15 protein-coding genes are annotated in these 17163 nt (G+C 68.7%); 8 read left to right on the top strand and 7 right to left on the bottom strand.

Features of this window, described 5'->3' with window-relative positions; translation table 11 throughout:
• Positions 1-120 precede the first annotated feature (120 nt).
• Positions 121-759, top strand: coding sequence for a TetR/AcrR family transcriptional regulator (locus G528_RS16275; protein ID WP_035718819.1), 639 nt, complete (start codon positions 121-123; stop codon positions 757-759).
• A gap of 109 nt (positions 760-868) precedes the next feature.
• A complete protein-coding gene (locus tag G528_RS0103480; protein ID WP_026917762.1) occupies positions 869-1054 on the top strand; it encodes a DUF7455 domain-containing protein in 186 nt (61 codons plus the stop codon).
• A 44-nt stretch (positions 1055-1098) separates the two neighbouring features.
• Here G528_RS0103480 and G528_RS0103475 read toward each other — a convergent pair whose 3' ends face one another.
• A complete protein-coding gene (locus G528_RS0103475; RefSeq protein WP_026917761.1) occupies positions 1099-2859 on the bottom strand; it encodes a DEAD/DEAH box helicase in 1761 nt (586 codons plus the stop codon).
• 125 nt (positions 2860-2984) lie between these two features.
• Between G528_RS0103475 and G528_RS16270 the strand changes: the two genes are divergently transcribed.
• Positions 2985-4037 (top strand): YihY/virulence factor BrkB family protein, encoded by a 1053-nt coding sequence (locus tag G528_RS16270; protein ID WP_051198240.1) that lies wholly within the window; start codon positions 2985-2987, stop codon positions 4035-4037.
• A 3-nt stretch (positions 4038-4040) separates the two neighbouring features.
• On the opposite strand, the gene G528_RS0103465 is transcribed toward G528_RS16270, so the two are convergent.
• A complete protein-coding gene (locus tag G528_RS0103465; RefSeq protein WP_026917760.1) occupies positions 4041-4307 on the bottom strand; it encodes a DUF3039 domain-containing protein in 267 nt (88 codons plus the stop codon).
• Between the two features lie 36 nt (positions 4308-4343).
• Here G528_RS0103465 and G528_RS17970 point away from each other — a divergent pair, with 36 nt between their 5' ends.
• Both G528_RS17970 and G528_RS0103455 read left to right on the top strand, forming a co-directional pair.
• Positions 4344-4856 carry a DUF3099 domain-containing protein gene (locus tag G528_RS17970; protein WP_051198238.1) on the top strand — a complete coding sequence of 171 codons (513 nt, stop codon included), beginning with the start codon at positions 4344-4346 and terminating at the stop codon, positions 4854-4856.
• A 158-nt stretch (positions 4857-5014) separates the two neighbouring features.
• Positions 5015-6013 (top strand): sigma-70 family RNA polymerase sigma factor, encoded by a 999-nt coding sequence (locus tag G528_RS0103455; protein ID WP_026917759.1) that lies wholly within the window; start codon positions 5015-5017, stop codon positions 6011-6013.
• Between the two features lie 3 nt (positions 6014-6016).
• Here the strand turns inward: G528_RS0103455 and G528_RS0103450 are convergent, their stop codons facing one another.
• Complete coding sequence (locus G528_RS0103450; protein WP_026917758.1) at positions 6017-8773, bottom strand: bifunctional acetate--CoA ligase family protein/GNAT family N-acetyltransferase; 2757 nt, start codon at positions 8771-8773, stop codon at positions 6017-6019.
• On the bottom strand, positions 8766-10010 hold the full coding sequence (locus G528_RS0103445) for an acetoin utilization protein AcuC (protein ID WP_026917757.1): 1245 nt from the start codon (positions 10008-10010) through the stop codon (positions 8766-8768). Before G528_RS0103445 ends, G528_RS0103450 begins: the two co-directional genes overlap by 8 nt.
• Positions 10011-10182: 172 nt before the next feature.
• Between G528_RS0103445 and G528_RS0103440 the strand changes: the two genes are divergently transcribed.
• Positions 10183-10863 carry an iron-dependent transcriptional repressor DtxR gene (locus G528_RS0103440; RefSeq protein WP_026917756.1) on the top strand — a complete coding sequence of 227 codons (681 nt, stop codon included), beginning with the start codon at positions 10183-10185 and terminating at the stop codon, positions 10861-10863.
• Positions 10864-10870: 7 nt separating this feature from the next.
• Here the strand turns inward: G528_RS0103440 and G528_RS0103435 are convergent, their stop codons facing one another.
• Positions 10871-11983 (bottom strand): DUF4192 domain-containing protein, encoded by a 1113-nt coding sequence (locus G528_RS0103435; RefSeq protein WP_026917755.1) that lies wholly within the window; start codon positions 11981-11983, stop codon positions 10871-10873.
• A 123-nt stretch (positions 11984-12106) separates the two neighbouring features.
• Entirely contained in the window at positions 12107-12652 is a 546-nt protein-coding gene (locus G528_RS0103430) for a hypothetical protein (protein WP_245569657.1), read from the bottom strand.
• 289 nt (positions 12653-12941) lie between these two features.
• Here G528_RS0103430 and G528_RS0103420 point away from each other — a divergent pair, with 289 nt between their 5' ends.
• Both G528_RS0103420 and G528_RS0103415 read left to right on the top strand, forming a co-directional pair.
• Complete coding sequence (locus tag G528_RS0103420; RefSeq protein WP_026917753.1) at positions 12942-13910, top strand: proteasome assembly chaperone family protein; 969 nt, start codon at positions 12942-12944, stop codon at positions 13908-13910.
• An 8-nt stretch (positions 13911-13918) separates the two neighbouring features.
• Positions 13919-16078 (top strand): DEAD/DEAH box helicase, encoded by a 2160-nt coding sequence (locus G528_RS0103415; RefSeq protein ID WP_035718816.1) that lies wholly within the window; start codon positions 13919-13921, stop codon positions 16076-16078.
• On the opposite strand, the gene G528_RS0103410 is transcribed toward G528_RS0103415, so the two are convergent.
• Positions 16079-17038 carry a hydrogen peroxide-inducible genes activator gene (locus G528_RS0103410; RefSeq protein WP_026917751.1) on the bottom strand — a complete coding sequence of 320 codons (960 nt, stop codon included), beginning with the start codon at positions 17036-17038 and terminating at the stop codon, positions 16079-16081.
• Positions 17039-17163: the final 125 nt, after the last annotated feature.

The following is a 17163-nucleotide window of genomic DNA, read 5'->3' as shown; positions in this document are numbered from 1 at the left end:
ACAGTGATGCTTACTAAGCGCTCGCTTAGCTGTTAATGTCCACTGTGCACGAGTATGAGACCTACGTCAACCGCATGATGAAACGAGATCCCGCTCATATCGTCCCACCAGGAGGCCCCCTTGACAGCCGAAGCGAACCACCCGGACGCCGGCGGTGCCTCCGCCCGGTCCGCCCAGACGCGCGGTCGACTCCTGGCCGCCGCCACCGAGGCGTTCGCCGAACGCGGCTTCCACGGCACGACGACTCGCGACATCGCGTCCGCCGCGGGCATGAGCCCGGCCGCGGTCTACGTCCACTACCGGTCCAAGGAGGAGCTGCTCTTCGAGCTCTCCCATCACGGCCACCTCAGAACCATCGCGCTCCTCGATGACGCCGATCGCCCCGACGCCGCGCCGCCGGCCCGGATCGCCGCGGTGATGCGGGCATTCGCCCATCACCACGCCGAAGACCACACCGGGGCCCGCATCGTGAACTACGAGCTGGCCGCTCTCGCACCCGACCACCGAGACCGAATCCTGGCCCTTCGCCGCGAGATCACCGCGCGAGTCCGCGCGGTCGTCGACTCCGGCATCGCATCGGGCGACTTCGCCGTCGACGACCCCGCATCGACCACCACCGCCCTGCTGTCGATGGGCATCGACATCGCGCGCTGGTACTCACCCCGCGGCGCACTGACACCGGACGCACTGGCCGACTTCTACGCCGGGCTGGCCCTCCGCATCGTCGGGGTCGCCACACCCCGAGGAGAGGACGATTGATTTGCGACACACCCGCGCGGCGCGGGAACATTTCAGGGACGACGAACGTCTGACAGAGTGAAGGACGACGAATCGACACGCGATTCGTCGGCTAGGGACGGAGGACGACATGAGCGACACCGCCACGACCGCACCCGCGAAGGCCCCGCTGACCGCTGCCGACCGCTGCGACCGCTGCGGAGCCGCCGCCAAGGTGCGCGCCACCCTGCCCGCAGGCGGGGAACTCCTGTTCTGCGGCCACCACTACAACGCCCACGAGGCACGCCTCGTGGAGATGGGCGCGATCGTCGAATAGACGACCGCGACACACCGCATCGACCCCATCGGAGCCCTGCGCACCTACCAGGTGCGCAGGGCTTTGATCCGTTCACGGAGCTGACCGGCGGTCGCCATCGCCGTCGGCGGACCCCCGAGACGCTCCCGAAGCTCGTTGTGCACCTGCCCGTGCGGCTTCCCGGTCCGGTGATGGTGCAGTGCGACCAACGTGTTCAACTCCTTGCGCAGGGACCGCAGATCCTCCCCCGTGTGGCGTTCGGCGGCGTTCGGGGCGGCCTTGGCCTGCTCATCGTCGGCCGGCCGGGCTCGGGCCGCGGCGCTCCGACGGGAGACCTGTTCGGCCTGACGCTGCTGCAGGAGTGTTCGGACCTGGTTCGCGTCGAGCAGCCCCGGAAGGCCCAGGTAGTCCGACTCCTCGTCGGAGCCGGCCATTCCCGCGGTCCCGAAGGACGCGCCGTCGTAGATCACCTGATCGAGCTCTGCGTCGGCGTGCAGCGATTGAAACGCCTTCTCCTCCTCGCCGGGCTCGTCCTTCTGCCTGTTCGCCTCCGCCAGCAGATCGTTCTCGAAGTCCTCGCTCTCACGGTGCGGCTTGCCCAACACGTGATCGCGCTGCTTCTCCAACTGCGAGGCGAGCTCCAGCAGCACGGGCACCGACGGCAGGAACACACTGGCGGTCTCTCCCGGCCGCCGCGACCGCACGAAGCGACCGATGGCCTGCGCGAAGTACAGCGGGGTCGCGGCATTGGTCGCGTACACGCCGACGGCCAGCCGCGGGACGTCCACGCCCTCCGACACCATCCGGACCGCGACCATCCACTCGGCGTCGCCGTCCGCGAACTCGCCGATGCGCGCCGATGACGTCGGATCGTCCGAGAGGATCAGCGCCGGTCGCGTCCCGGTCATCGCGAACAGCAGTTCCGCGTAGTCGCGGGCCGTCTGCTGATCAGTCGCGATCACCAGGCCGCCGGCATCCGGCACTCCCGAGTCGCGCAGCCGGGTCAGCCGACGGTGTGCCGCCCCCAGAACCGCGGGTATCCAGTCGCCGTGCGGATCGAGCGCCGTCCGCCAGGCGCGCGCCGTCTGCTCCTTGGACAGCGGCTCGCCGAGTCGGGCGGTGAACTCCTCGCCGGCACTCGTCCGCCAGCTCGCCTGACCCGAGTACGCCAGGAAGACCACCGGACGGACCACCCCGTCGGCCAACGCATCCGCATAACCGTAGGAGTGGTCGGCCTTCGACCGCTGCCCGCCTCCGGGCTCCGGCTCGTAGGTCACGAACGGGATCGGCGAGTCGTCGGACCGGAACGGCGTACCGGTGAGCGCCAGGCGCCGCGTCGCGTCGTCGAACGCCTCACGGATCCCGTCGCCCCACGAACGGGCGTCCCCGCCGTGGTGGATCTCATCGAGGATCACCAGGGTCCGGTGCTGTTCGGTCCGGACACGATGACGGTACGGGTGCGAGGCGACCTGCGCGTAGGTGAGGACCACGCCGTCGTAATCGGCACTGGTGGAGCCCGTGGAGTTCGAGAAGTTGGAGTCGAGCGCGATTCCGGCTCGAGCCGCCGCAGCCGCCCACTGGTGCTTGAGGTGCTCGGTGGGCGCCACCACCGTGATGCGCTCCACCGTGCGATCGGTGAGCAGTTCGGTCGCCACCCGCAGACCGAAGGTCGTCTTGCCCGCTCCGGGGGTGGCGACGGCGAGGAAGTCGCGCGGCCTGCGCGTCAGATACTTGGTCAACGCCCGTCGCTGCCAGGCTCGCAGCGGGGCGCCGGTGTCGCCTCTGGCCGCCTTGCCCCCCGCATTCTCGACTTCAGTGCTGGTCACCGTGTTCGTGCACCCTCCTCGCGCGAAAAACCCACCCGATTCTATCCCCGACCGTCGCCCGGGACCGAACCGTCGTCCGCCACGCCGGGCGACGGCCGGATGTCGGGTTCCGGTGTCGATCGTTCATGCTTGTAGACATCGACGACGAACCGACGACTGACCCGATCGACCAGGCGGCCACCCTCGCGGAGGACACCGGATCCCGGCCCGGCCTGGTCGCTGTCGTCCGCGGAATACCGCGTCTGAGCTGGCGGACCATCGTCAAGAGTTGGGACGATTCGATCATCGGCTGGGCGGCCCAGGCCGCTTTCTGGCAGGCACTGTCCCTACCGCCGCTGCTGCTCGGCGTGCTCGGCAGCCTCGGGTACATCGCCGGATGGTTCGGTCCCGACACGATCGTGATCATCAACGACCGCATCCTGTCCTTCGCGGAACGGACCTTCACCGAGTCGGTGGTCGACGACCTGATCGCCCCGACTCTGGAGAACGTCCTCGGTCGCGGCCGGGTCGCGGTCGTGTCGGTGGGCTTCCTGCTCTCCCTGTGGGCCGGTTCATCGGCGATGTCGTGCTTCGTCTCGTCGATCGCCAACGCGCACGGACAGAATCAGATCCGAAACCCGGTCTGGCAGCGGATCTTCGCGCTGATCATCTACCTGTTCTTCCTGATCTCGTGCGTGCTGATCCTGCCGCTCGTCGCCCTCGGGCCGACGTACCTGCGGGAGATCGTGCCGCCGTCGTGGGATCCGGCGATCAGCGATCTCGTCGACTGGGGATACTTCCCGTTCGTGGGCCTCGTCCTCATCGGCGTCCTCGTGCTGCTGTACCGCTTCGCGCTGCCCCACCCGCTCCCCTGGCACCGGCTGATTCCCGGCGCTCTGCTGGCCGGGGTCTTCTTCTGGCTCGCGACGTACGTGCTGCGCTTCTACCTCACGTCGCTGACACAGACCGGCTACACCTACGGTGCGTTGGCGACACCGATCGCGTTCCTGCTCTTCACGTTCTTCCTCGGGTTCGCGATCGTCCTCGGGGCCGAGCTCAACGCCTCGATCGAGGAGTTGTGGCCCGCGAAGAGCAGCGGTGGCGTGGTCCGCAGCTGGATGACCAGTCAGACCACCGAACTCACCGACACGCTGCGCAATCGGGCGCTTCCGGGACGGCCCGGAAACCCCGACCGCTGAGCGTCACTTCTTCATCTTCGCGTGGATCTTCTTGCACTTCTCGCACACCGGGGAGCCGGGTTTGGCGGACTTCGTCACCGGGAAGACCTCACCGCACAGTGCGATCACGTGGGTGCCCATCACGGCGCTCTCCGCGATCCGATCCTTCTTCACGTAGTGGAAGACCTTGGGCGCGTCGTCGTCGGATCCCTTCCGCTCATCGGTGTCGGTCCTCTCGTCGAGATCCGTGCGTTCGTCGATGTCCGGGCGTTCAATCGTCTCAGTAGCCATGAATCCATTGTGACGCACTGTGGGAGACTGGAGGTCATGGCGGACCGACAACGACGCGACGAGAACCACGGCGCAGACGATCAGAGCTTCCTGATCACCAGCGCCGAGCCCGACCTCGACGCAGAGTTCCGAGCCCGTAAACGCAAGTACATCCTGCTCATGTCGGTGCGGTTTCCCGCCCTCATTCTCGCGTCGCTGGTCTACGTCTGGACGCAGAACGGGTGGTACGCGCTCGCGATCATCCTCGTCTCCATCCCCATCCCGTGGATCGCGGTGCTCAAGGCCAACGACCGCGAGCCGCGCAAGCGCGGCGAGGTGCCCACCTACCATTACGGCAGCCATGAGACGGTGCAGCCGGAGATCGCCGCGCAGCCGGCTCCCGGCGACCGATACACCGACGACGCCGCGCACCCGGTGATCGATGCCGCCCCGGACGATCAGGACGATTCCAGTGACGGGAGTTCGGACGGCAGCGGGTCGGACGGCAGCGGGTCGGACGGCAGCGGGTCGGACGGCGGCGGGGGTCTTCCGCGCGGCCCGCGCTCGTGAGCCCTTCCCCGAACAACTTCTCCGAACACCTTCCCTGAGCAATTTCCCCCTGAGCAATTTCCCTAAGTAACTTCTCAGCAACCCCGGGGAACCTTTCGGCCCCTCGACGCGTTGAACCCAGTGAACGCATCGATGATCCGCATCCCACAGGAGGTCGCATGGCTACCACGACGATTGCCCGCCCCGAAGCACGTTCCACCGCTCGAGTCCGCCCCCCGATGACCGAGCAGGATCTGGATGCACAGTCGCCGTCGGCCGACCTGGTTCGCGTCTACCTCAACGGAATCGGTCGCACCGCCCTGCTGAACGCCGAGCAGGAGGTCGATCTGGCCAAGGCCATCGAGGCCGGCCTGTACGCGAAGCACCTGCTCGCGACCAAGAAGCGCCTGGGCCCGGCGAAGAAGCGTGACCTGGCGATCCTCGTCCGCGAGGGCGAGCAGGCGCGCGCCCACCTTCTGGAGGCGAACCTCCGCCTCGTGGTCTCCCTGGCCAAGCGGTACACCGGCCGCGGAATGCCGCTGCTCGATCTGATTCAGGAGGGCAACCTCGGACTGATCCGCGCGGTCGAGAAGTTCGACTACGCAAAGGGATTCAAGTTCTCGACGTACGCCACGTGGTGGATCCGCCAGGCGATCAGCCGCGGCATGGCGGATCAGAGCCGCACCATTCGACTCCCGGTCCACCTGGTCGAGCAGGTCAACAAGCTGGCGCGAATCCGCCGGGAACTGCACCAGCAGCTCGGCCGCGAGGCCACCGACGAGGAGCTCGCCCTCGAATCGGGGATCCCGGCGACCAAGATCGCGGACCTGATGGATCACAGTCGCGACCCGGTGAGCCTGGACATGCCGGTCGGCAACGACGAGGAGGCCCCGCTGGGCGACTTCATCGAGGACGCCGAGGCCACCTCGGCGGAGACCGCTGTGATCGCGAACCTGCTGCACTCGGACATCCGGTCGGTGCTGGCAACGCTCGACGAGCGTGAGATGCAGGTGATCACCATGCGGTACGGACTCGACGACGGCCAGCCCCGCACCCTCGACCAGATCGGTCGCGCCTTCGGACTGTCGCGCGAGCGCGTCCGCCAGATCGAACGCGACGTGATGGGCAAGCTCCGCGAGGGGGATCGCGCCGAGAAGCTGCGCGCTTACGCGAGCTGATCGTCAACCGAGACGTCTGGGCCCGGTGTCGGCGAGAGTCGGCACCGGGCCCACCCTTATCTGCGAGCCGAGCACCGACACCCCCTCCGACGACGTCAGAATCGGATCGAGAGTCAGCTCCCTGATCTCCGGAACGTCGTTGACCAGAGCGGACACCCGCTGCAACAGATCGACCAGGGCCTCCGGGTCGGTCCCGTCCTCCTCGAGGAGGGTCTGAACGCTCGGTTCGACCACGAGGTCGCGCGCGTCCTGCTCGGTCAGCGGCACCGAGCGGAATGCGCGGTTGCCGAGCGCTTCGAACAGCCGGCCCGAGAGCCCGAAGGAGATCAGCGGACCGAACGCGGGGCTGTCGGAGACGGTCACGCACAGTCCGATCCCCTTGGGCGCCATCTTCTGCACCTGCAGGACCGCGTCGCCGGTGAGCGCCTGAAGTTCGGTGAACGCGGTGATCACCGCCGTCGCATCGGACAGATCGAGCCGTGCCCCCTCCCGGTCGACACGGCCCACCCATGTCGGCGACGTCGCCTTGACGGCCACGGGGAAGCCGAGCTCACGCGCGGCCGCCGATGCCTCGTGCATCGACCGCACGTCGCGGAACGGCACCACGTCGATGCCGTACTGGCCGAGAACGAATGCGCCCTCCCGCGGGGTCAGCGAGCGCTCGGTCTCCTCCATCGCCTCGCGGACGAAACTGCGCGCGTCTTCGGGCCGGGCGTCGGGGACGGCGGCCGGTCGGGAGACGGGCCGCGCCCGCCAGCGGGCGTATCGCCAGGCCTGAGCGAGCGCGCTGGCCGCGCGTTCGGGCGTCGGATACGAGGGGATCGATCCGCGGGCGGGAACACCGTCGCTCCCCGTCCGGGACAGTCCGGGCGGGACGCCCTCGACGGCGAGGAAGGTCGTGACGACGGGCTTGCTCGGCACGTCTCCCCCGTCGTCGGCCCGCGTGGCGTCCATGAGTCCGCGGGCGTAGTCCGCGGCGTCGACGGCGACCGGCGGAACGAAGACGACGATCACCGCGTCGACGCCGTCATCGTGCATCGCCGTCGACACGGCGTCGCTGAGCGCCTCTCGGGTCACGGCCGGACCCAGGTCCTGCGTCGTCACGACGTCGAGGCCCGACGAGCGGGCGGTGTTCGCGGCCAACGAGGCGATGACCGACGAATTCCCGATGATCGCCGTCCGCGGGCCCGCCGGCAGCGGCTGGTACGCGAGGACCGTCGCGCAGTCGAAGAGCTCCGCGATCGTCTCCACCTGGATGACGCCCGCCTGTTCGAGCACCATCTGCGCCACGCGGTCGTCCCGGACGGGTCCGGTCCGCTGCGCGTGGACCGGTGACATGGCGCCGCTGCCCGATTTGATCGCGACGATCGGCTTCTTGGACGCCACCCGCCGGGCGATCCGCCCGAATTTGCGGGGATTGCCGAAACTCTCGAGGTAGAGCAGCACGACATCGGTGTCGTCATCGGTGTCCCAGTACTGCAGGACGTCGTTTCCGGACACGTCGGCGCGGTTGCCCGCGGACACGAAACTCGACAGCCCCAGCTGCCGGTGGGCCGCCGTGTCGAGGATCGCGATCCCGAGTGCCCCCGACTGGCAGAAGAAGCCGACTCGTCCCGGACCGGGGATGCGAGGCGCCAGGGACACGTTGAGCGCCACGTCGGGATGATTGTTGACGACGCCGAGTGCGTTGGGGCCGACCAGCCGCATGCCGTGCGCACGCACCTGCTCGGTGAGTCGGCGCTCGCTGTTGAGCCCCTCCTCCCCGCGTTCGCCGAAACCGGCGGACACGATCACGAGGGTCCGCACACCTTTGGCGAGCGCATCGTCGAGGACACGGTCGATTCCCGCCGCGGGAACGGCGATCACCGCGAGGTCGACCGGGTCGGGGATGTCGCGCACCGTCGGATACGCGCGGATCCCGCGCACGGACGGCGGCGGTACGCGCCCGCCGCGGGTCGCCGTCGCGCCGCGGGCGTCGGACGAACCCCCAGCATCCGGTCCCCCGGCATCCGAGCCCCCGGCACCCGGTCCGTTGACCGGGAACACCGGCCCGGTGAACCCGGCGGCGAGGACGTTGGCGAGCAGGACGTTGCCGACCTTCTTCGGGTCCGTCGACGCCCCGATGACCGCCACCGACGCGGGACGCAGCAGGTTGGCGATGGATCGCGCCTCCGAGGCGCGTTCGCGGGCGTTGCGGACCGACAGGAGCGCCTCGGTCGGGTCGATGAGGAACTCCACGTGGACGGTGCTTCCGTCGAACGCACGGCTCACCTGGTAGCCGGCGTCGCGGAACACCGCCACCATGTTCGGATTCTCCGAGAGGACCTCGGCTTCGAAACGGGCGAACCCGTTCTCCGCGGCCGCTCCGGCGAGGTGCTCGAGGAGGATCGGTCCGAGTCCGCGCCCCTGGTGCGCGTCGGCCACCACGAACGCCACCTCCGCCGATGTCGGCTTACCGTCTTGGGCCAGTCCCTCGTACAGGCCCATGGCGATCACCTCGTCGCCGAGGAAGGCCAGCAGGGCGACGCGGTTCCGGTAGTCGACGGTCGTCATCCGAACCACTTCGCGGGGCGGCAACGTCGGTGTCGGCCCGAAGTACCGCATGTACCGCGTTCGTTCGCTGAGCCCGTCGTGGAAGGCGACGAGCCGATCGGCGTCCTCCGGGACGATCGGCCGCAGATGCACCACCCCGCCGTCGGACGCCAGGACGTCGGCCGCCCACTGGCGCGGATACTCGCTGGGTCTCTGGACGTCAGTCACGCGGGTCCTCCGGGTCCAGGCCGTGCAGGGGGAAGACCGCGCGGCGAGTGGCGATGATGGCTTTGTCGGTCTGCCGTTGGGCGGCCTCCGCAACTCCCGGCGGCGGCTCGGCTCCGGCGTCCCCGTCCCAGGGTACGTAGTCGACACTTCCGCCGTCACCCATCGTGGCCTCCGGCGGACGCGCATAGTCCGGGTGCACGGTTGACCCCAGTTCCCGTGCAGCCGTGAGCCATTCGTCTCCGATAGGGGTCGTGGGGGCCACGTCTCGGTCGAGGGCCGCCGCGATCAGATGCGTCCAGCTCCGCGGTACGACGTTGACCACTCCGTACCCGCCGCCGCCGACCGCCAGCCACCGCCCCTCGCAGTGCTCGTCGGCGAGCGAACGCAGCGCCCGCACCGCCGCTGCGTGCCCCTCGACCGTCAACGCCAGATCGGTCAGCGGATCGTCGCGATGACTGTCGACCCCGATCTGCGTGACCAGGATCTGCGGCTTGAACGCCGCGACCATCGACGGCACCACTGCGTGGAACGCCCGCAGCCACAGCCGATCCCCGAGGCCGGGCATCAGGCCGACGTTCACGGCGGTTCCGGCCGCGTCGCCCTGGCCGACCTCGGTCGGCCAGCCCGTACCGGGCCACAGGGTCGCCGGATGCTGGTGCAGCGAGACCGTCATGACCCGCGGGTCGTTCTCGAACTGCGCCTGCACACCGTCTCCGTGATGGGCGTCCACATCGATGTAGGCGATGCGGTCGTAGCCGTTCGCCAGCAGCCATTCGATCGCGATGGCGCAGTCGTTGTAGATGCAGAATCCGGCGGCATGCCCCTTCATCGCATGATGCATGCCGCCGCCGATGTTGACCGCGCGACGCACCGTCCCCGACGCGATCGCCCGGGCCGCCGCCAATGAACCGCCCACCAGCATCGACCCGGCGTCATGCATGCCCTCGAAGATGGGGTTGTCGGCGCTGCCGAGTCCGAAGAGCCGTTCGAGCACCGGTCCGTTGACGGACGCCGCGCCGTGACTGACGGCCCGGACCGCGTCCACGTACCCCTGCGAGTGGACCGTCGTCAACACCGAGTCGTCGACCGAGAGCGGCTCCGCGGTCTCCACGCCGTCGAGCACACCGAGACTGCGCGACAGCGACATCGTCAACGCCAACCGAACCGGGCTCATCGGGTGGGTGTAGGCCCACTTGTAGTCCATGAAGTGTTCGCTCCAGATGACCGCCGCGTTCATCGCATCGCCTCGTTCCGTGACACCGTGACCCTCGTCGGCGTCAGCCGGGAGGGAGTTCCACGTCACGCTATCGCTTCGGGTGCCGAGTGCACGCCACTCGGGACGACACGACGTCCACCCGTGGTTGAGAAGTGCAGGTAACCTGAACGAAAGCGAAAGGACTGAGGCTTCCGTGAATGATCTTGTCGATACCACAGAGATGTATCTGCGGACGATCTACGACCTCGAAGAGGAGGGGATCGTCCCGCTGCGCGCCCGGATCGCCGAACGCTTGGAGCAGAGCGGACCGACCGTCTCCCAGACGGTGGCACGCATGGAGCGCGACGGCCTGCTCCGGGTCGCCGGCGACCGCCATCTCGAACTGACCGAGAAGGGCCGTAATCTGGCCGTCTCGGTGATGCGCAAGCATCGCCTCGCCGAGCGCCTGCTCGTCGACGTCATCGGACTGCCGTGGGATCAGGTCCACGATGAGGCCTGCCGGTGGGAGCACGTGATGAGCGAGGAGGTCGAGCGCCGCCTCGTCGAGGTCCTCGACAATCCGACCACCTCGCCCTACGGCAACCCGATTCCCGGCCTCGACCTGCTGGGTCTGGAGCTCACCGCGGTCGAGGACGAGGCCGTGCGGCTGGTCGATCTGCCGCAGGGCGAATCCGCCGTCGTCATCGCGCGGATGTCGGAGCACGCGCAGTCCGATCCGGAGGTGATCTCCGATCTCCGTCGCGGAGGGATCGTCCCCAACGCTCGCGTCACGGCGAACGTGACTCCCCGCGCGGTGATCATCAGCGTGCCGGGCCACGACGGGATGACCCTCTCGTCCGAGCTCGCACACGCGATCTTCGTCATCAAGAGCTGACGGGGAGTCAGGCGGCCTCGTAGACGGGCGGCGGCAGGCGGACCCCCAGGCGGTTCGCCACAGCGTAGGCGACCTCGGTGAGACCGATGAGCGAACTCGGACGCATCCCGTGCGCGAGCGCGGTGTCGAGGAGGTCGACGAGGCCGTAGTCGGGGTCCGCGGCGCGCGCCACGTCGAATGCGGCCGACGCGTACACCCCTTCACCGGCCATGTAGTGCAGATGGCCCAGGAGCGTCGCTGCGGCGGCACATGCGTGGCCGGACAGCCGTCGGGCGAGACGGCGCCACAGGTCTTCGGCGCTCGGGCGCAACCCGGTCACCGCGAGTCCGAGCAGCGCGTCACGGACGTGCACCGATACCAGGGCGTCGGCCAGTGCGTTCGTCTCGTCGCAGGTGAGGTCGGTGTGTCCGGCCGCGAAGTCGTCGACGACGGCCAACACCGAGGCCAGTGCTCGCGCATCGGCGACGTCGGGAGCATGCGCGGTCGGCTCGGGCACCGTCTCGTGGCAGGACCGCGGATCATCGCAGTGCGCCTCCCTGGTCAGCAGCGCGGCGATCTCCGATCGCCGCGCCAGGATCCGGCGGCCCGAGGCGACCGCGCGTTCGAGTGCGGTCGGCGACGCATTGGGGTCGCTCAGGGTGCCGCCGGCGAGGATCGCGCCCGGAAACGGGCATCCGGGCGTCCGATCGACGCCGGGCACCCAGACGGTCCGCCAGGGTGTTCCGGCGTCGGCGGCGGTCATCGCGAACGCGGCCGAGAGTCCGCCCGCGGATCGGAAGGCCCGATCGACGGCGAGGGCCGTTCCGCGCCACCGCGGTGACCTCGCGACGAGCCGGTCATCGATGAACACCGCCACCGTCCCGACCGTCCCGTAGTCGGCCGCCAGCGCACCCAGGCGGTCGAAGAGGTCCCGCATCGTGGGCGCCGGCGAGCCGTCGGGCGTCAGTTCGAGATCGTGACGCATCGTGGCCGTGATCGTGCGGGCGTCGCGGAAGGCGATCAGGACCACCGACCGTTCCGGGAGAAACCCGAGGAGTCCGGGAACGGCTGCGAGCAGTGGACTCGGATCGTGGTAGCCGCCGGTGCCGTCCGGCCGCAGGACGTGCTGTGTGTTCGTCATGGTCACAGCGTCGGGCGCCCGCGCGCCGAGGGGAATGCCCGCACGGCCGCTGTGCAGCGTTTCGGTTCTCATCCACAGTTCCGTCAGGGCCGATGGGCGCCGATCGGGTCCGCGGCCGGCCCCTCAGGACGGCGCGGCGAAGGCGCGTCGTCGAGCGTCGTCGAACAACGCGCGTGTCGCCGAGTTCTCACCGTCGGAGAGTTCCCCCGCGTCGGCGGGTCTGCGGTTGTGGACGTACACGCGGATGTCGCCGCGCTGCGCCATCCATTCGGTGATCGCCGACTGCGGCGCGGTGAATCCGGGCTGAGCGACCCCCATGCGGACCGTGCGGTCGATCCGGGCGATACCGGCGTCGTCGTCGACGTCGCGCACCTGCGTGTGGACGACCGTGCCGACCGTGCCGCCCAGGGCGAACTCACCGCAGCGTCGGGCGCCGTCGACATAGTCGGCGAAGCCGTCGGTCGCACGGACCAGGAGGACGGTCAGGGTGCCGCCCGCCGCCCCGCCCGGCCCCACGCGTACGACCGCACTGTCGGCGTCGACCGGCGCCGGCGTGCAGTCGGCCGGGTCGTTCCCGCCCCGCAGGGGACGGAAGGTGATGTCCGCGAGCACACCGCGCGCTGCCGCCCCGGACATCGAGGTCGCCCGACCGTAGGGGAAGTCGGTCACGGGGACCGCCCGTTCGCTCAGGTCCGCGGCCGGTATCGGGCGGCCGGGAACCGAGCACGCGACCGCAGCCGCTACGACAACGGCCATACCGGCAACAAACTTCACTCCAGTAACAGGGCGCACGCCTCCACTCTGCCACCGGTGCACCCCGACGTGGGAATGACCCGCCGGGCATCCGTGTTGAACCCGATGAGTCCCATACGGGACAATGATCGAAACGTCTCCGAGCGCTGATTCAGCGACCCAGGATTCAGTGATCGATGATTCAGCGGACATGAAGGGAGAGGCCATGGACGATCGGCCCCACGAGCCCCGCGCCCTCTACGAACTCGAGTTCCCGGCACCTGCCGTCTCGGGCGCCGACGGCGACGGCCCCGTGCTGATCCACGCACTGGAGGGCTACGCCGACGCGGGTCATGCCGTATCGCTGGCAGCCACGCACCTGCGCGAGGCCCTCGACTCCGAGCTCGTCGCCACGTTCAACGCCGATGAGCTGATCGACTACCGGTCGCGTCGACCGATGATCTCGTTCAACGGCGAGCGCTTCGAGTCGATCGACATGCCGTCGTTGACGGTGCACGCCGTCCGCGACAACGCCGGCGTCCCGTTCCTGCTCCTCGACGGTCCGGAGCCCGACCTGCGTTGGGAGCAGTTCACGACCGCGATCACGGCACTCGCCGAACACTTCGACGTCTCCCAGGTGATCGGACTCAACTCGATCCCGATGGCGGTGCCGCACACCCGGCCCTCGTCGGTCACGGCCCACGGCAACGACTCCGCGGCGCTGGGCGACCTCAACCGCTGGGGCAACGACATGAAGCTCCCCTCGAGCGCATCGATGCTCCTGGAGCTCCGACTCGGCGAGACCGGGTACCGGACGGCGGGCCTGTCGGTGCATGTCCCCCACTACCTCGCCCAGGCGAACTACCCCGGGGCCTCGGCCGCGCTCATCCAGGCGATCGGCACCGTGTCGGGCCTCGAACTCCCCGTCGCCGCCCTCGAGAACGCCGCGGAGAACATGCGCGAACAGATCGACGGCGAGGTCGAGTCCAACGAGGAGGTCGCCTCGGTCGTCACGTCGCTGGAGAACCAGTACGACGCGTACATGCGCGCCAAGGACGAACAGGCCTCCCTGCTGGCCGCCGATCAGGAGATGCCCTCGGGTGACGAGATCGGCGCCGAGTTCGAGCGTTTCCTGGCCGAGCACGCGGCCGAGTTCGGCGACGATGACGACTCCGCCGGACGTGATCTCAGCTGAGTTCCGACCTGGCCTCACCCGAGCCCCCCGACCCCGGTCCCCCCGCCCCCGAGCCTCTCGCTCCCACCGCGGACGAGGACGTCGGCTTCGAGCGTTTCACCGACTGGTGGTCGGCCCGCGGGATCGACCTGTACCCGCACCAGGAGGAGGCGCTCCTGGAGCTGGTGTCCGGCAGCAACGTCATCCTGGCGACCCCCACGGGGTCCGGTAAATCGCTGGTCGCCTCGGGCGCCGTGTACTTCTCGCTCGGGCGCGGCAAGAGGGCGTACTACACGGCCCCCATCAAGGCGCTGGTCAGCGAGAAGTTCTTCGATCTGTGCGACCAGTTCGGCGCCGACCGGGTCGGCCTGCTCACCGGGGACGCCTCGGTGAACGTCGATGCGCCGATCATCTGCGCGACCGCCGAGATCGTGGCGAACATCGCGTTGCGCGACGGACCGGCGTCGGACGTCGGCGTCCTGATCGCCGACGAGTTCCACTACTACGGCGAGTCCGACCGCGGCTGGGCCTGGCAGGTCCCGCTCATCGAACTGCCCGATCCCGCGCCGGACGTCGCCTCGAACGAGCAGCCGCAGTTCCTGCTCATGTCGGCGACCCTGGGCAGCGTGGACTTCTTCGTCTCCGATCTCACCGACCGCACCGGCCGGTCGACGGTGGCGGTGACGGGTGCGCAGCGACCCGTCCCGCTGGAGCACAGCTACGCCATGACCCCGGTCCACGAGACGATCGAATCGCTCATCGAGGCCGGACGCGCGCCGGTGTACGTCGTGCACTTCACCCAGCAGCAGGCGGTCGAACGCGCCCAGGCCCTCCTGTCGGTGAAGATCTGCTCAAAGGAGGAGAAGGCCGCCATCGCCGAGGCGATCGGCGACTTCCGCTTCCAGACCGGTTTCGGCGCGACGCTCTCGAAGCTGCTGCGGGCGGGGATCGGCGTGCACCACGCGGGCATGCTGCCGAAGTACCGGCGACTGGTCGAGAGACTGGCGCAGGCCGGCCTGCTCAAGGTCGTCGCGGGTACCGACACGCTCGGTGTCGGCATCAACGTCCCGATCCGCACGGTCCTGTTCGCGGGGCTGACGAAGTTCGACGGGCACCGTGTCCGACGCCTGCGTGCGCGCGAGTTCCATCAGATCGCCGGGCGCGCCGGCCGCGCCGGATACGACACCGTGGGATACGTCGTCGCCCAGGCCCCGGAGCACGACGTGGAGAACACCCGAGCCCTGGCCAAGGCCGGCGACGACCCGAAGAAGCGCAAGAAGGTGGTTCGCCGTAGACCGCCGGACGGCTTCGTCAGTTGGAGCGACAAGACGTTCGAGGCGCTCGTCGAGGCGCCCGACGAGGAACTGCGTTCACACTTCCGCATGAACACGGCGATGCTCATGGAGGTCCTCGAACGTCCCGGTGACTGTTTCGCGGCGCTCCGTCATCTGCTGGAGGCCAACCACGAGCCGCGGTCTCGTCAGTTGGCGCACATCAGGCACACGATCGCGCTGTACCGCGACCTGATCGACACGGGCATCGTCGCACGGCTCGACACTCCCGCCGCCGATGGTCGCCACGTGGAGCTCTCGGTCGATCTGCCGGAGAACTTCGCGCTGACGAACCCCCTGTCGGCGTTCGCCGTCGCCGCCTTCGACCTTCTCGACAGTGGATCGAGCACCTACGCGCTCGATGTGATCTCCATCCTGGAGTCGACGCTCGACGATCCGCGCCAGGTCCTCATGGCGCAGCGTCGTCGCGCCCGCGACGAGGAGATGGCGCAGATGAAGGCCGACGGCGTCGAGTACGAGGAGCGGATGGATCGGCTGGAGGAGATCTCCTGGCCGCAACCCCTCGCCGAGGAGATCGACTTCGCCTACCAGACGTACCGTCGTGGACATCCGTGGCTGGCGAACACTCCGCCGTCCCCGAAGTCGGTCCTCCGTTACATGAGGGAGCGGTCGATGACGTTCGCCGAGTTGATCTCCGACCTCGGACTGGCACGCAGCGAGGGCGTGGTCCTTCGCTATCTCACCGATTGCTATCGGGCGTTGAGCAACGGCCTTCCCATGTCGGCCGTCACCGACGAGATCGAGGACATCACCGATGACCTCGGCGATCTGATCCGCGGCGTGGACTCGAGTCTCATCGACGAGTGGGAGGAACTCACTCGTGTCGGCGCCTCCTGATCACCGCACCGATGACGCTGGCTCGGCGGGAATCGGCTCCACGACGCCGCCGCCGACGACGAGGTCGGCGATGTCGGCGGCGAGGGCCCGATAGGCCTCCGTCCGTCCGGAGGACTCGCGGTAGACCAGCCCGATGGTCCGGCCGGGTCGGGGGGCCGCGAACTCCGCGGTCGCGAGGCTGCCGGACGCGGTCTCGACGGCCTCCGCGGTCTTCGGGATCAGGGTGACACCGAGACCTCCCTCCACGCACTGCACGGCGGTCGTCAGGGACGCCGCACGCGTCTGCCGCAGGTCGGGAGACACGCCCGCGAGCTGACACACCTCCAACGCCTGATCCCGCAGGCAGTGCCCCTCGTCGAGCAGCAACAACGGCAGATCCTCGAGAAGGGTCGGCGACACGTTGCGTCGGCCCGCCAACGGATGCTCATGCGGGAGGGCCAGGACGAAGTCTTCGGCGTACATCGGGATCTCCCCGATGCCGCGCGCGTTCGCCGGCAGTGCCAGCACCGCCGCGTCGAGGGCGCCGTCGCGCAGTTGGCTGAGCAGCCGGTCGGTCTGGTCCTCGACGACCAACAGGTTCAACGTCGGTCGACGCTCCCCGAGCCCGTGCAACACGCGCGGGAGGATGTACGGGGCGATCGTCGGGATGAACCCGAGACGGAGGCTTCCCGACAGCGGGTCGAGGTCGCCGTGGGCGTCGAGGAGGAAATCGTCGACGGCGTCGCAGACGGCGACGGCCGAGCCGAGGAGACGCCGCCCCTCCGCGGTCAGCATGACTTTGCGGGTCGTCCGCTCCACCAGCGTGACACCGAGTCCCGCCTCCAGACCCGCCAGAGACTGTGACAACGACGGCTGGCTCACACCCAGATCGGCTGCCGCAGAACCGAAGTGGAGCCGTTTGGCCACCGCGACGAATGCTCGAACAGCACTGATAGGTGGTTGATACTTTTGATCGCTCATACCTATCAGTATAGTGCCTACTATCACATTTGCTTTTCATTTCGGTTCGGGCAGAATGGAGATCACACGGCGGACGGACCGATCGTCCTCACCGCCCGACGTCTTTCCCGAAGCACCACGACACC

The organism is Gordonia shandongensis DSM 45094, assembly GCF_000423025.1.
Classification (GTDB): Bacteria; Actinomycetota; Actinomycetes; order Mycobacteriales; family Mycobacteriaceae; genus Gordonia; species Gordonia shandongensis.
This window is presented reverse-complemented; position numbering and strand designations above follow the sequence as displayed.